The 15128-nt window shown below is 45.0% G+C and carries 14 protein-coding genes; all 14 read right to left on the reverse strand.

Going from position 1 to position 15128, the window contains the following annotated elements; all coding sequences use genetic code 11:
- Nucleotides 1-11: 11 nt before the first annotated feature.
- The 14 genes from lipA to sufD all read right to left on the reverse strand — a co-directional run bounded on the left by lipA (nucleotide 12) and on the right by sufD (nucleotide 15127).
- Complete coding sequence (gene lipA, locus ACFPRA_RS20825) at nucleotides 12-965, reverse strand: lipoyl synthase (protein ID WP_381438999.1); 954 nt, start codon at nucleotides 963-965, stop codon at nucleotides 12-14.
- A gap of 193 nt (nucleotides 966-1158) precedes the next feature.
- The gene (locus tag ACFPRA_RS20830; RefSeq protein ID WP_381439986.1) at nucleotides 1159-1866 is read right to left on the reverse strand and encodes an ABC transporter ATP-binding protein; all 708 of its coding nucleotides are present in this window, start codon (nucleotides 1864-1866) and stop codon (nucleotides 1159-1161) included.
- Nucleotides 1853-2647, reverse strand: a complete 795-nt coding sequence (locus ACFPRA_RS20835) for an ABC transporter ATP-binding protein (protein WP_381439002.1) — start codon at nucleotides 2645-2647, stop codon at nucleotides 1853-1855. The genes ACFPRA_RS20830 and ACFPRA_RS20835 overlap by 14 nt, the downstream gene beginning before the upstream one ends.
- Nucleotides 2637-3587 carry a branched-chain amino acid ABC transporter permease gene (locus ACFPRA_RS20840; protein WP_381439004.1) on the reverse strand — a complete coding sequence of 317 codons (951 nt, stop codon included), beginning with the start codon at nucleotides 3585-3587 and terminating at the stop codon, nucleotides 2637-2639. The genes ACFPRA_RS20835 and ACFPRA_RS20840 overlap by 11 nt, the downstream gene beginning before the upstream one ends.
- A 13-nt stretch (nucleotides 3588-3600) precedes the next feature.
- The gene (locus tag ACFPRA_RS20845; RefSeq protein WP_381439006.1) at nucleotides 3601-4476 is read right to left on the reverse strand and encodes a branched-chain amino acid ABC transporter permease; all 876 of its coding nucleotides are present in this window, start codon (nucleotides 4474-4476) and stop codon (nucleotides 3601-3603) included.
- Nucleotides 4477-4634: 158 nt separating this feature from the next.
- The gene (locus tag ACFPRA_RS20850) at nucleotides 4635-5822 is read right to left on the reverse strand and encodes an ABC transporter substrate-binding protein (protein WP_381439990.1); all 1188 of its coding nucleotides are present in this window, start codon (nucleotides 5820-5822) and stop codon (nucleotides 4635-4637) included.
- A gap of 184 nt (nucleotides 5823-6006) precedes the next feature.
- On the reverse strand, nucleotides 6007-6786 hold the full coding sequence (gene yunB / locus ACFPRA_RS20855; protein WP_381439008.1) for a sporulation protein YunB: 780 nt from the start codon (nucleotides 6784-6786) through the stop codon (nucleotides 6007-6009).
- Between the two features lie 77 nt (nucleotides 6787-6863).
- Complete coding sequence (locus ACFPRA_RS20860; RefSeq protein WP_381439012.1) at nucleotides 6864-8237, reverse strand: bifunctional metallophosphatase/5'-nucleotidase; 1374 nt, start codon at nucleotides 8235-8237, stop codon at nucleotides 6864-6866.
- 4 nt (nucleotides 8238-8241) lie between these two features.
- Nucleotides 8242-9066 (reverse strand): sulfite exporter TauE/SafE family protein, encoded by an 825-nt coding sequence (locus ACFPRA_RS20865; protein WP_381439014.1) that lies wholly within the window; start codon nucleotides 9064-9066, stop codon nucleotides 8242-8244.
- Nucleotides 9066-9929, reverse strand: a complete 864-nt coding sequence (locus tag ACFPRA_RS20870; RefSeq protein ID WP_381439016.1) for a DUF72 domain-containing protein — start codon at nucleotides 9927-9929, stop codon at nucleotides 9066-9068. The genes ACFPRA_RS20865 and ACFPRA_RS20870 overlap by 1 nt, the downstream gene beginning before the upstream one ends.
- A 701-nt stretch (nucleotides 9930-10630) precedes the next feature.
- A complete protein-coding gene (gene sufB / locus ACFPRA_RS20875) occupies nucleotides 10631-12028 on the reverse strand; it encodes a Fe-S cluster assembly protein SufB (RefSeq protein ID WP_239390909.1) in 1398 nt (465 codons plus the stop codon).
- Nucleotides 12029-12160: 132 nt separating this feature from the next.
- Nucleotides 12161-12601 carry a Fe-S cluster assembly sulfur transfer protein SufU gene (gene sufU, locus ACFPRA_RS20880; protein WP_381439020.1) on the reverse strand — a complete coding sequence of 147 codons (441 nt, stop codon included), beginning with the start codon at nucleotides 12599-12601 and terminating at the stop codon, nucleotides 12161-12163.
- Nucleotides 12591-13820, reverse strand: a complete 1230-nt coding sequence (locus ACFPRA_RS20885; protein WP_381439022.1) for a cysteine desulfurase — start codon at nucleotides 13818-13820, stop codon at nucleotides 12591-12593. Before ACFPRA_RS20885 ends, sufU begins: the two co-directional genes overlap by 11 nt.
- The gene (gene sufD / locus ACFPRA_RS20890) at nucleotides 13820-15127 is read right to left on the reverse strand and encodes a Fe-S cluster assembly protein SufD (RefSeq protein WP_381439025.1); all 1308 of its coding nucleotides are present in this window, start codon (nucleotides 15125-15127) and stop codon (nucleotides 13820-13822) included. The genes ACFPRA_RS20885 and sufD overlap by 1 nt, the downstream gene beginning before the upstream one ends.
- Nucleotide 15128 lies beyond the last annotated feature (1 nt).

The raw sequence follows: 15128 nt of genomic DNA on the forward strand, positions 1-15128 counted from the left end.
TGGAATAAGCTTTATTGGCCTTGCAAAGTTGCTTCAAGCTGTTCCTCACCTTGACGCTGTCTTTCTTTTGCAGCCGAATTTACTTGTTCGTCAGCGTGGTAGCTTGAACGGACAAGCGGGCCGGCTTCACAATGTGAAAAGCCTTTTGACATTGCGATTTTTCTTAGTTCTCCGAATTCTTGCGGCGAATAGTATTTCTGCACTTTCAAATGCTTTTTCGTCGGTTGCAAATATTGTCCGATCGTCATGATGTCTACATTATTTGCACGGAGATCATCCATCGTCTCCAAGATTTCTTCATGTGTCTCCCCAAGCCCGAGCATCAAGGACGATTTTGTCGGAATGTCCGGTTGCATTTCTTTAGCCCGACGTAACAGTTCCAATGAACGCTCGTATGTCGCGCGCGCACGCACTCTCGGTGTCAAGCGTCGAACCGTTTCGATATTATGGTTCAAGATATCCGGTTTGGCATCCATCAGACGTTTCAAATTATCATAATCGCCACCCATATCGGATGGAAGTACTTCCACCGTTGTGAACGGACTTTTTCTTCGGATCGCACGAATCGTCTCAGCGAAAATTCCGGATCCGCCGTCTTTTTGATCATCACGTGCAACCATCGTCACAACCGCATGCCTCAAATTCATAAGCGCTACGGAATCTGCAACACGTTCCGGCTCTGCCAAATCCAGTTCAGTCGGCAAACCTGTTTTAACCGCACAAAAACGGCATGCACGCGTACAGACTGCCCCTAAAATCATGAATGTAGCCGTACGGCGTTCTCCCCAACATTCGTGAATGTTCGGGCAACGCGCTTCTTCACAAACCGTATGTAAATTGTTCTCACGCATCAATTTTTTCAAATCTGTATAGTTATCATTCGTATTCAACTTAATTTTTAACCAATCCGGCTTTCTTACATGCTCCGTTCTATTTCCTTGTTCTGGTCTGCATGACAAGATCATCGACTCCAATCCATACGAACTTAAATACTTTCTATGATGTCAATGTATCATATATTCTGACTTCAAACAACCTAAGTGAAACATATACCAGATCGATTATCACATTTTCTTCAACCAAAAAGGAAAGTGCGATTTGTTAAGCACTTCCCTTTCTTTTTACCTTATTTCAAGACGAGGATATCCCCATAAACGATTAATGGCCACCGAGGTAAGCTTTTTTAATTTCCTCACTCGCTTGCAGTTCGTCAGGTGTCCCTGAAAGAATGACTTTTCCGGTTTCGATGACATAGGCTCTGTTGGCGACGGATAAGGCCATGTTAGCGTTCTGTTCGACAAGCAGGATGGTCGTTCCTTCTTTATTAATATCTTTAACGACTTCAAAAATGGTCTGCACCATAAGCGGGGCCAGCCCCATCGACGGCTCATCCAGTAACAGCAGTTTAGGCTTCGCCATGATTGCCCGCCCCATCGCCAACATCTGTTGCTCCCCGCCCGATAATGTACCGGCAGATTGTTTTCGACGTTCATGCAACCGGGGGAAGATGTCATAAACTTTTCCTAAATCCTGTTGGATGCCAGCCTTATCGGTTCTGAGAAAAGCCCCTAGCTCAATGTTCTCTTCTACACTCATCTCTGCAAATACTCGTCTTCCTTCCGGCACATGCGAGATGCCCGATTTGACAATCGCTTGTGCAGGCTTCCCTGCGATTGAATCATTCAAATAGTCGATCGTCCCGCTTTTCGGTTTCAATAATCCAGATAATGTTTTCAATAACGTGCTTTTGCCAGCTCCGTTCGCCCCAATAAGCGTCACGATTTCTCCCTGGTCCACATGCAAAGAAACACCTTTCAGAGCATGGATGCTTCCATAGTAAACGTTCAGGTCTTCAACCTTTAGCATGCTCATTTTGCACTTCCTCCCCTAAATAAGCCTCGATAACTTTTGGATTATTCCGGATTTCTTCAGGAGTTCCCTCAGCAAGAAGCACACCATGATCCAATACGTAAATACGCTCACAAATTCCCATAACCAAATTCATATCATGTTCGATCAATAAAATGGTCAAATTGAACTTTTCACGGATAAAAGCAATGAGCTCCATGAGATCCTTCGTCTCCTGGGGATTCATCCCTGCGGCAGGTTCATCGAGTAATAATAACTGAGGGCCCGCCGCCAACGCTCTCGCAATTTCTAGCCTTCGTTGTTTTCCGTAAGCCAAATTTTTGGCATCTTCATCTTTATATTGAGCCAGATTAAAAATTTCCAGAAACTCCATCGCTTTCTTTTCCATTTCTTTCTCTCCAGAAAAATGGGAGGGGAAACGGAACATCGAACTTAACACCGAATGTTTCGCCAATGAATGATAGGCAACTTTGACATTATCCAAAACGGAAAGTTCGTTAAATAGCCGGATATTCTGGAAAGTCCGGCTGATGCCAAGCCTTGTCACTTGGAAAGGAGCCAATCCATTAATGCGCCGCCCATTTAAGACAATATCGCCTTCTGTCGGTGAATAGACGCCTGTCAATAAATTGAAACTCGTCGTCTTTCCTGCACCGTTCGGACCGATCAGCCCGACCAATTCCCCTTGATGGATTTCCATATTGAAATTCGAAACGGCTTTTAATCCACCGAATTGGATGCCGACATCTTTCACTTGTAATAACGGCTCACTGCTCATGGTGGCTGCCTCCTTTCGAAAATCTCCACATCTTGAAGTAATCCGTAATTTCCATCGTACCCATCAACCCTTTCGGACGATAAAGCATGACGATGATTAAAACTAAACTGTAGATGATCATACGCGTTTCAGGATACCCTTGCAGGAACGTGGAGACGACGGTTAGCAGGATCGTTGCGACAACCGCACCTGATAAACTCCCAAGCCCTCCAAGAACGACGTAAATCAAAATATCGATGGACTTTAAAAACCCAAAGTTCGCCGGTTGAATAATATAGAAATTATGCGCATACAATGCTCCCGCAATGCCTGCAAAAAATGCGCCAACTGCGAATGCCAACACTTTATAATAGGTGGTGTTAATCCCCATCGCATCCGATGCAATCTCGTTTTCACGCACAGATATGCAAGCACGCCCATGTCTGGAGTTGGTAAAATTGACAATGACAATAATCGTGATCATCAGGCAGACGAACGTATACGTCCAAGTCGTTAAATGCGTGACTTGCATCCCCGCCGCCCCACCGACATAGTCGATGTTCAAAAAGACGATTCGGATGATTTCAGCAAAACCAAGTGTAGCAATCGCTAAATAATCCCCTCTGAGCCGCAAGCTCGGAATTCCGATGATCAGCCCCGCAATTGTCGCAACGATGCCCGCCGCCAAAATGGCAACGATAAACGGCAGATGGAATTTCATCGTGACGATGGCCGATATATACGCCCCAACTGCTAAAAATCCGGCATGCCCGAGTGAAAACTGTCCTGTAATGCCTATCACTAGGTGTAGACTGACAGCCAACATAATATTAATAGACATAAATATTAACGTGTTCGTATAGAAACTATTCAAATTCCCTCCGTTGATCATCATTTGAACAACCGCATACACCACGATGGCTACACCAATGAATACCCAAAATTGTTTTGATTTTTTCATAAACTGATGTCACCTACACTTTCTCTCGTGTATTTTTACCAAAGATGCCGGACGGTTTTAAAATGAGGATCAAGATCAAAATGACGAATGCTGCTGCATCTCTCCATAATGAAAAGCCGAGCGCACTGACAATCGTTTCGACAACCCCAAGTACAAGCCCTCCGACCATCGCACCGGGGATTATGCCGATTCCACCAAGAACGGCCGCTACGAATGCTTTCAAACCGGGAATAACCCCCATAAGCGGGTCAATCTTTGTATAGTAAATACCGAAGATGACACCTGCCGCTCCAGCCAAGGCAGAGCCAATCGCAAATGTGGCAGAGATGGTATTGTCCACATTAATGCCCATTAGTCTCGCTGCATCGGCATCATAGGATACAGCACGCATTGCTTTTCCGATTTTCGTTTTATGTACAATAAATTGAAGGATGATCATCAATGTTACGGAAACTGTCAAAATCAGAAGTGATTGACTGCTAATTTGAGCACCGAATAAGTTGAACGTTTTGTTGGCAAAATCGGAAGGATATGCCACCGGTTGTGCCCCTCTCATATAGATGACACCGTTCTGTATCAATAAGGAAACTCCGATCGCCGTGATCAAAGCGGCGATCCTTGTAGTATTCCGCAATCTTTTATACGCTACGCGCTCGATGATCACGCCGATAATCGCACAAGAGACCATCGAGATGAGTAGTGCAGGTAGGAAGCCAAGCCCCCACCCAGCAATCGTAAAATAACCGATAAAAGCACCGATCATGAAAATTTCGCCATGGGCAAAGTTAATAAGCTTTATAATTCCGTAAACCATCGTATAACCGAGTGCGATCAACGCATAGATGCTTCCGAGTGATATACCGTTTATCAGTTGTTGTAGCCATTCCATCCTTTCCACTCCCTTCTTAAAAAAAAAAGAAAAAGAACGGGAGGAGGATCATCCCCCTCCCGTTCCTCCCTACTTCATGACACTTCTGTGAAGTTGCGTCCAGTTTTTACATTGAACTTACTTCATCCCCTCACTCAAAGCTTGTCAAATGAGTGAAATCACGGATTGACTTTCGTTTTAAATACGGTTTCCCCATCTTGATATTCCAAAATCGTAGCGGATTTGATCGGGTGATGATTTTCATCGACCGAGTAAAGACCTGTAATCAGCTCAAGGTCTTTTGTTTCAGCCAACGCATCTTTTATTTTTACGGAATCCGCTCCACCTGCACGCTTAATGGCATCTGCCAGTAAATAAACAGTGTCATAACCGAGCGCGTTAAATGCATCTGGTGCTTTTCCATATTTCCCCTCAAATTTCTTGCTGAATTCTTGAATTTTTCCATCTGGATCTTCGGAAGAATAATGGTTGGTCGTGAATGTATTATTCAACGCCTCCGCTCCTGCCAAATCCAATAAAATTGGTGAATCCCAGCCATCCGCTCCCATCAATGGAACATCGATGCCCATCTCACGAGCTTGCTTGACGATCAAACCGACCTCTTCATAGTAACCAGGAATGAAAATGAATTCCGGATCCGCCGACTTGATGCGTGTCAGTGTAGAACGGAAATCCGGATCTTTCGCTACATATGACTCGTTCGCTACAATTTTGCCCCCTGCTGCTTCGAAATCTTTCTTGAAGGAAGCTGCAAGACCTTTTGAATAATCGCTTGCATTATCGGAATAGATTGCTACATTTTTTACTTTTAGTTCATTAGCTGCAAAGTTTGCTGCAACGGTTCCTTGGAAAGGATCGATAAAGGATGTACGGAATACATACTCATTGACTCCGCCATCTTCTCGAACCGTTACAGAAGGACTTGTCCCAGAAGGGCTGATGAGCGGTACTTGCTTGTCATTTGCAATTTGCGCTTGCGCTACAGTCGCACCACTCGTTGCAGCTCCGATGATGGCAACCACTTTGTCCTGTTCCGCAAGGCGGATTGCCGCACTTGTCGCTTCCGCGTTATCTGACTTATTATCGATTTTGACGATTTCAATTTGCTTGCCTTCGATCCCGCCTGCTGCATTGATCTCTTCAACAGCTAGGTCAATCCCCGCCGCTTCAGACGTTCCATACGAGGCAACCGCACCGGATAATTCCAAGTTCACGCCGATTTTAATCGTGTCGCTATCGTTGGATTCACCTGATTCCCCACTACTTGTGTCATTGTCTGCCCCGCATGCTGCCAACAAACCAACGATAAGTGTTGAAACAGCAAATACACTTAGCCACTTTTTCAACTTCAAATGTGATCCCCCCAGTTATCATTAGAGTTAAAAAGTTTACCATTTTCAGATTATTATATAATCTTATTGCCTAGTATATACGCCTATCTTACTATTGTCAAAACCTTTTTTCTTTATAATATTATTGGAAAAATAAAGAAGGAAGTGATAGGATCTCATCACTTCCTTCTTTATTTTTTTATTGTCCATCTGCGGGTAGTTCAATTGGAAAAGGAATCTCAACACTTGGTGAATTACCTCCGCCACTACTATAAACCGGTGGCACCTTGCCTGGAATATAGAGTTTTCCTACTAGAATTCTCTGCTCTACAACACTTTTTTGTGTCGCAAGTGGCACTATGATTTGGACATTCACTTTTATGACGACATTTACTTCAAGTATACCATTGTTAATACCGGATTCACTATTGGTTGTTTCAATATCCGCGTGAACAGCGCCAATAACATGGAGACGTATCGGAATTTTGGGTCCCAAATTCCCAAGTAATGGAATGTTCGCCGCTTGCCCGACTGGTACGTAAAATACCACCCCACCTTGTTTCTCCATCGCTTCTTGATTGTATTGGAAATCATCTAACAGAGGCAATACATCCATATTTCCCGATTCCGCCTCTTCCAGATAGGTAGTAACAAGCCGATGCACATCCGCCAACACCCTGCTTGTCGCTTCCCCATTGATCGTAATGGCTCCATTCGGATCATTTGGTATTGTTTGAAAAATCTGCTCAGTACTAGGCATTTTGAAATTTTCCGAAGTGAGCGCTTTGTTAATCACATGTGCTGCAATTTTCTCTGTTTGCACTTCGGCATACTGTATGTAGATAGGCGCGAGTCCGGCGTTGACCGCATAAAGGAAAAGACCGATTGATATTAACAATACAGGAATAAGGAGCGGAAATAGCTTTCTTTTCATTTTCCTTTTTCTTGTTTTCCTTGTCACTTGCCCATGAAATTTCAAAACAACTCCTCCCATTCCACATTATGCGGTATTGGAGGAGTTCATACGTTGGTTTATTTTTTTTAAAAGAATGGGAATCAGTCTATATTTTGTTCTTTTCCATACCATCCAAAAATATCTCTTATCAACTCGGGCATGTAATAGTCTTTTTCAGCCTCTTTCAACGCTGGAAAGAAAAAGCCGAACGTGAACATATCCAATGTTGCTAGCGTATATGTCTTTCCTGCTAGCACTTCCCGATTCCCAGCAAATAACTGACCATATCGATTTTGATAAAGCCTTTCATGGATCATCGCGCCCATTAAAGTCCCTCGAAAACCAAGTCCTTTGATTTCAATTTCAGGCCATTCCTTGTTTAAGGATTGTTCATAGACTTCCGTCAGCAGTTCACCATCTAGCGTGACGACACATGGATTGATCGGATGAGGCAAGAGCGCATGAAGATCGCCTTTTGACACCCATCCTTTTTCGAGGCTTCCTAGAAAAATGCCTGCATTAAAGAGGGCACAATCGGCTTCCGTATACGCGATGAGTGCTCTAGCAAAAAAAGAGGATAGTTCACTTTCTCCAAAAAGATTTTGCCGCAATGGGATCGGATTGAAAAACACTTTTTCGTTCATCGCCTGATTCCCTGCATCGATCAACCGATTTACTTCCCGCACATCTTCTTCCACATGCGCCAGCTGATCTGTTCGGTAGAGAACCGCTTTTCGATCGGTGATTTTCTTTGGATCCAAGCCGATTTTCAGCGTCACATGTCCTAGGTATTCCCCATATTTTCCTGTTGCCGCTAATAGGACAGGACCCACAAACTTGCCCTCGGGAAATAAATGATGGGTATGGGCCCCTAAAATGACGTCAATGATCGGACACTCCGCTGCAAGACGTTCGTCTTCGTGGATGCCCATATGCGATAGACAGACGATCACATCCACTTCGTCCTTCATCTGTTCAGCTAGTTTCTTCAATGTTTCCCGAGGAGGCGTGATTTGCCAACCGAGTTTTGAATAGAAAGCTTGGTACTCCGCCGTAGCTCCGATGATACCGACCCGCGTGCCTTTCCCAGTCGTGTAACTGACGGAGGGAATCGCCCATTCCGGGTATTGTCCATCATCCCACAAATTGCCCAGCACGATATCGAAGTTGGCATCCTCATAGAGTAAGTTCAGGGCCGTTTTGGACATCGTAATCCCTTCATTATTGCCGATGGTCACTGCATCATACCCCGCTTGATTCAACAAATGGGTGTTGCCTTTTCCTGCTGTCCCTTCCGTGAACGGATGCGAGCGATCGACAAAGTCACCGATATCGAAGACGAAACAAGCTTCCTCATGTTCGATATGTTGCCGTTTCCGCTCACGAAGATACCGGCTAATTTGTGGCCAGCTCTCAAAGTGACTGTGGACATCATTCGTATGATAGATGTGGATCGTTTCAATAATCTGTTCCATAAGGTCACCCCAAAATCCCGTCAATAATGGACCTGATTCCAAGCAATAGAAGCGTGATACGTAATGCTAAAACAAGCGTTTCCGATTTCATTTTCTGATTCAGGTACGCGCCGATTTTCGCCCCGATATAGGCTGCCGGAATGACCGGAATTGTATAGAGCCAAGGCACGTTCCCAAGCGCGATATGCGTAGCCGAATTGACGAGGGCCGATAGAAGCACCATGAACATCGATGTCCCGACAGCGACATGCGGGGGAAATAGAAATAGCAAAATCATGGCAGGTACGAGTATGGAGCCGCCACCGATTCCGAACAGACCCGATGAAAACCCGACAACGAAGGTCAGCAACAATGCAAACCAAACCGGATAGCCAAAGACGAAATTCTCTCCCGTACGATCCGTGAAACTTCGTTGTTTACCATGATTTACAAACCAACTAACGGGTTTCAAATATTTTCGAACCAGTAAAAGTATTGATAGTAAAATTAATAATATGCCAAAATATAAATTAAATGACGGTAAATCCAATCCTTTATTAACATAAGCACCTAAAATTGTTCCGGGAACGCTTCCCGCGAAGAAGATAAATCCACTTCTATAGTCAATCGTTTTTGTTTTCATATATGCTAATGTTGAAGAAAGCCCTGTAAAAATCATCATGACGACGGATAGGCCGACAACACTTTGCGGTGTAATCCCGCCGATCATTCCCAAGTTAATACCGATGAAAAGTGTGGCAGGTACCAATATGATCCCGCCACCTAATCCGACTAGTGCCCCGACGATGCCCGCCGCAAGGCCAATAACCGCTAAAATTACAAATTCCATTACCATTCCCCTTCGAAAAAGTCGAGCTGTTTAGGCGCCAAACTCTCGTAATTGATATCGAGCATTTTTTGAAACCGTTTCGCATTTTGTGCAGCGTGGCCACCCGAGTTGTTATTAAAGACGACAAACACTTCTTCCGTCTCCGCATTCAACTTTTGTACTGCCGTTTGGATTTCTTGTAGTTCAGTTTCAACATAATTATATAAATACCGGACTTTCCGCCATGCCTGATCATCTCCCGACAAGTTGCGCCACCCTTGGACATTGCGTCCATGAAGTCGGAACAGCACTTTATCTGTCCGTGTCGTCTCGGGGATGAGTGGAATGCTGCCAACCCCCGCTTGCGGCTCATCACAAACGGAATGAATGAGATTCCATTTACGTAAAAAACCCAAAGTCCCTTCTTGGTAATCGGACGAATACCAAGATTGATGCCTAAATTCAATCGCAATATCGAACCCTTCTAACCTTTTACATATGAAGAGGATTTCCTGAACATTTTCCTTGGTACAATCAAACCACGGCGGAAATTGCACGAGGACCATCGCCAATTTCCCCGCTTCCTGCAAAGGCTGAATGGATAATCTGAACTGCTTGTACATCTCTTCGACAGATGCATACGGAAGTTCCCCACGATGATGTCCTGTCATCCCTTGGTAAGCCTTGACAATAAAACGGAAATTGTCAGGCGTTTCCGCAATCCATTTACGAATATTGCGCTCCGGCTGAATCGCGTAAAACGTTGAATCCAGTTCGACAACTGGAAAATGAGCACTATAATCGACCAGCTTATCCTTCGCTGAAGAAGTAGGGGCGTATACATCAGGATGATCTCCCCAACCCGTCAAACCAATTTCAATCAATGCTTAGCCCTTCCTTTCTCATCAATTAAGCCTCGGCGTAATTGCGTCCAGATTTTTTCGAGCTTGCTCGAAAAGCTCCTCTAAAAAATCTGTGACATCCGCGGGCCTACAGGATGTAGGTCATGCAACCGTTGCCGCAGGACGCGGCGAACTTAGGTTGCCTTCCATTCTTCGTTCAGCTGGCTTGAACACTCGCTGAACAGAAAAACAAAACCGCATTTATCTTGCCACCTGTGGAGATGGGAGTCTCCTGTAGCTAACGCTTCGCTTTCAGTACAAAAAGATTTGCTGAATGAAGATAAAACAATACTATCATAGTATCATATCTCAGAAAGCCCTTTGTAACAATTGTGTTTGCTTGGAGGATTGAGCGTTGGGGGAGGCTTTTGAACGCGAGGGCATTGTTTTGAGCGCGGGTTCATCTCTTTGAGCGCGAGTTCATCTCTTTAGGCGCGGGATTCATTCTTTGAGCGCGAGTTCATCTCTTTGGGCGCGGGATTCATTCTCTGAGCGCGAGTTCATCTCTTTGGGCGCGGGATTCATTCTTTGAGCGCGAGTTCATCTCTTTGAGCGCGGGATTCATTCTTTGAGCGCGAGTTCATCTCTTTGGGCGCGGGATTCATTCTTTGAGCGCGAGGAAAAGCTGCTAATAAATCGCATGAAAAAAACCGGCACGAATGGCCGGTTTTTCTTTATCGTTATTAACCAATAGAGCCTTCCATCTCGAACTTGATAAGACGGTTCATCTCTACTGCGTATTCCATCGGCAATTCTTTTGTGAATGGCTCGATGAAGCCCATGACGATCATTTCAGTTGCTTCTAGTTCAGGGATACCGCGGCTCATGAGGTAGAAGAGCTGCTCTTCTGATACTTTGGAAACTTTCGCTTCGTGCTCAAGTGAAATGTTGTCGTTCAGGATTTCGTTGTATGGAATTGTATCGGATGTGGATAGCTTATCCATGATGAGCGTGTCACATTCGATGTTGGCACGTGCGCCGTCCGCTTTACGTCCGAAGTGGACGATTCCGCGGTAAGTCACTTTTCCGCCATGTTGGGAAATCGATTTGGATACGATTGTCGATGACGTGTTTGGAGCCAAGTGCATCATTTTTGCACCAGCATCTTGGTGTTGCCCTTTCCCTGCAAGCGCAATCGACAACGTCATGCCACGCGCACCTTCACCTTTTAGGATGATCGCCGGGTATTTCATCGTCAATTTCGAACCGATGTTACCGTCGACCCATTCCATCGTTGCGTTCGCTTCACAAACTGCACGCTTCGTTACAAGGTTGTAAACGTTATTCGCCCAGTTCTGGATAGTTGTATAACGGCAGTATGCGTCTTTTTTGATGATGATCTCTACAACCGCACTATGGAGGGAGTTTGTTGTATAGACAGGTGCTGTACAACCTTCGACATAGTGTACGCTTGCGCCTTCATCAACAATGATCAGTGTACGCTCGAACTGACCCATGTTTTCCGAGTTGATACGGAAATAGGCTTGTAGTGGCGTATCCACTTTCACACCTGGTGGCACATAGATGAATGACCCCCCTGACCAGACAGCCGAGTTCAAAGCAGAGAACTTGTTGTCGGAGTTCGGAATGACCGTACCCCAATATTTTTTGAAGAGTTCTTCGTTTTCCTTCAATGCAGAATCCGTGTCCTTGAAGACTATTCCTAGTTCTTCAAGATCTTCTTTCATGTTGTGATAAACAACTTCCGATTCGTATTGCGCGGAAACACCTGCAAGGTATTTCTGCTCCGCTTCTGGAATCCCAAGTTTATCAAACGTACGCTTGATTTCTTCCGGTACTTCATCCCAAGAGCGTTCTGTTCCTTCGGAAGGTTTAACATAATACGTGATTTCATCAAAATTCAATGAGTTCAAGTCGCCGCCCCATTGTGGCATTGGCTTGCTGTAGAAGATTTCAAGAGATTTCAAGCGGTAGTTCAACATCCACTCCGGCTCTTCTTTCATTTTCGAAATCTCTTCTACAATTTCACGCGTCAAACCACGTTCCGAACGGAAAACAGATACATCTTTATCTGCAAAACCATATTTGTAATCGCCGATTTCCGGCATTTTTTTAGCCATTACGATTCCTCCGTTCTCATAATTTGCGTTTGAAAAGGTAGGTGAACAGGGTCTCTTGACATCCTGCCGCAACAAACTGTATGACTTGTTTCCTGCGGGCCCCGATTTCACTGCTATTTTCAAACAACCTCTTTATTGGTCGGAGTCATTTCCGACTCCTTTTTCCATCGCCTTCCACGCAAGTGTCGCACATTTGATGCGTGCAGGGAATTTTGCCACACCCGAAAGTGCCTCAATATCCCCAAGGTCTACTGATTCATCCACTTCTTTGCCCAACATCATATCCGAAAAAATGTGAGCAACTTTCACCGCTTCTTCCGCGGTTTTGCCTTTGACCATTTGCGTCATCATGGATGCGGATGCCATGGAAATCGAACAGCCTTCGCCTTCGAATTTAGCGTTTTGGACAATCCCGTCTTCCATTTTCAACGTCAAGTGAATGACATCACCACATGTCGGATTGTTCATATCGACAGTAATATCACTTTCATCAAGGACGCCTTTATTTCTCGGATTTTTATAATGATCCATGATAACCGAACGATATAACTGATCTAAATTATTAATAGACATCTGCGAAATACTCCTTTGCCATGCGGAGTCCATCGACGAGGCGATCTACATCCTCTGTCGTATTGTAAAGGTAGAAGCTAGCGCGTGCCGTAGCTGATACATCCAACCATTTCATAAGCGGCTGTGCGCAATGATGGCCCGCTCTGACGGCAATGCCATTCATATCAAGTACTGTTGCAACGTCATGTGGGTGAACCTCGTTTAAATTAAAAGTGACAAGCCCTGCCCGTTTTTCAGGATCGAGCGGACCATAGATTGTAAGTCCCTCAACTTCTGACATACGTTCCATTGCATATCCGGCTAGCTCATGTTCATGCTTTTCAATCTGCTCAAGCCCGATTTCCTCAAGAAAATCGATGGCAGCCCCAAGACCGATCGCTCCTGCAATGATAGGTGTCCCGCCTTCAAACTTCCAAGGCAACTCTTTCCATGTAGATTCGTATAAACCGACGAAATCGATCATTTCGCCGCCGAACTCGACAGGTTCCATTTTATCTAGCAACTCTTTTTTACCATAAAGTACACCGATACCAGTCGGCCCACACATCTTATGCCCTGAGAAAGCAAAGAAATCACAGTTCAGCTGTTGTACATCGATTTTCAAATGCGGTGCAGCTTGTGCACCATCCACAACCATCACAGCACCATGTGCGTGTGCAATTTCTGCGATTTCTTTAATCGGATTCATCGTACCGAGAACATTTGATACGTACATGATAGAGACGATTTTCGTCCGGTCCGTAATCACTTCACGAACTTTATCGAGCGACAATGTACCATCTTCTTCAAGATCGATGTATTTTAACACGGCACCTTTTTCTTTCGCAAGTTGTTGCCATGGAATAATGTTCGAATGGTGTTCCATGTAGGTGATGACGATTTCATCGCCTTCACCTACATTTGCACGCCCATAACTTTGCGCAACAGTATTAAGTGCTGTTGTCGTACCACGCATGAAAATGACTTCTTCTGTCGATTTTGCGTTGATGAACTTCCGCACTTTTTCGCGCGCACCTTCATACCCTTCCGTCGCACGGTTCCCCAAAGTGTGTACACCGCGGTGGACGTTCGAGTTATCTAAATTGTAATAATTGCTGATTGCTTCAATGACTTGCCGCGGTTTTTGGGATGTCGCGGCACTATCTAGATAAACGAGCGGATGCCCATTTATTTCCTGGTCCAGGATCGGGAAATGTTTGCGGATCTCTTTATTGAGCATTAGCGCACTTTCCTTTCAATAACCTCCGTCAATTGTTTCTTCACGCCTTCAATCGGCAGCTTGCTGACGACTGGCGCAAGGAAACCATGGATGACGAGACGTTCTGCTTCTTGTTGGGAAATTCCTCGGCTCATCAAATAATACAATTGCAATGGGTCAACACGGCCCACAGATGCTGCGTGTCCAGCAGTTACATCATCCTCGTCGATGAGTAGGATCGGGTTCGCATCTCCGCGAGCCTTTTCACTTAACATGAGAACGCGTGACTCTTGAACAGCATTCGATCTTGTCGCCCCTTTGGCAATTCGGCCAATTCCATTAAAGATGGAAGAAGCGGCTTCTTTCATAACACCATGCTTCAAGATGAAGCCATCCGTATCCAGTCCCCAATGGACGATTTCAGATGTGAAGTTCTGGCGCTGGCTACCGCGTCCAACGACAACTGTTTTCATATCACAAGAAGAGTTATCCCCTACAAGATGCGTGATATTTTCAGAAATTGTATCGCTGTCGTTCATCAGGCCGAGCGCCCACTCGATACGGCTATCGCGACCTGTGACGCCACGGCGGTTCACATACGTCGTGAAACCTTCCGCAAGTACATCCACTGCACCGTATACGATTTTGGCATTATCACCTGTAAATACTTCGGAAACGATATTGACAAGTCCTTTTGCTTCTTCGACTGTAGACAAATAGTTTTCGACATAAGTCACTGAGCTGTTTTTCTCCGCAACGACGATTACATGATTGAACAGAGAAGCCTGTGCATCGTCATGTAAGAAAAGAACTTGAAGCGGCTCTTCTACTACAACGTTTTTCGGAACGTATACGAATACGCCACCATTCAAAAGCGCTGCATGGAGTGCTGTCAACTTGTGCTCATCGACTTTGACGCCATCTGTCATGAAGTACTTTTTCACCAGCTCACCATGCTCACGTGAAGCGGTGAAGACATCTGTTAAAATGACACCTTGCTCTTTCAAGCCCTCGGACAGTGAAAGATATGCCGGTGTATTATTATGCTGTACGTAAATATTCTTCTGTTGATCAACGTCCACTAGCGCACGCGCTGCTTCCGGAAGTTCATCCAATGAAGCGAAAGTTGTAGACTCTACCACATGGTTCGGGAATTCTGTGAAATTCCATTTATCGATTTTCGTTTTATCTGGTTTTGGCATTGGCAGTTGGTCCAGTTTCGCTAATGCATCAGCGCGGAAATCCGCCATCCAATCTGCTTCATTCACCTTCGCTGAATAGGAGCGGACGTCCTGTTCGGTCAATGCCAGTTTCGTTTCAACCGTCATT

The organism is Sporosarcina soli (assembly GCF_042655805.1).
GTDB lineage: Bacteria > Bacillota > Bacilli > Bacillales_A > Planococcaceae > Sporosarcina > Sporosarcina soli.

Bases quoted from the DNA above. Each gene is read 5' to 3' on its own strand.
- ACFPRA_RS20840 (WP_381439004.1), bottom strand. From the start codon at position 3,587: ATGAAAAAATCAAAACAATTTTGGGTATTCATTGGTGTAGCCATCGTG.
- sufB (WP_239390909.1), bottom strand. From the start codon at position 12,028: ATGGCTAAAAAAATGCCGGAAATCGGCGATTACAAATATGGTTTTGCA.
- ACFPRA_RS20865 (WP_381439014.1), bottom strand. From the start codon at position 9,066: ATGGAATTTGTAATTTTAGCGGTTATTGGCCTTGCGGCGGGCATCGTC.
- ACFPRA_RS20860 (WP_381439012.1), bottom strand. From the start codon at position 8,237: ATGGAACAGATTATTGAAACGATCCACATCTATCATACGAATGATGTC.
- ACFPRA_RS20830 (WP_381439986.1), bottom strand. From the start codon at position 1,866: ATGCTAAAGGTTGAAGACCTGAACGTTTACTATGGAAGCATCCATGCT.
- sufU (WP_381439020.1), bottom strand. From the start codon at position 12,601: ATGTCTATTAATAATTTAGATCAGTTATATCGTTCGGTTATCATGGAT.
- ACFPRA_RS20835 (WP_381439002.1), bottom strand. From the start codon at position 2,647: ATGAGCAGTGAGCCGTTATTACAAGTGAAAGATGTCGGCATCCAATTC.
- ACFPRA_RS20845 (WP_381439006.1), bottom strand. From the start codon at position 4,476: ATGGAATGGCTACAACAACTGATAAACGGTATATCACTCGGAAGCATC.
- ACFPRA_RS20885 (WP_381439022.1), bottom strand. From the start codon at position 13,820: ATGCTCAATAAAGAGATCCGCAAACATTTCCCGATCCTGGACCAGGAA.
- lipA (WP_381438999.1), bottom strand. From the start codon at position 965: ATGATCTTGTCATGCAGACCAGAACAAGGAAATAGAACGGAGCATGTA.
- sufD (WP_381439025.1), bottom strand. From the start codon at position 15,127: ATGACGGTTGAAACGAAACTGGCATTGACCGAACAGGACGTCCGCTCC.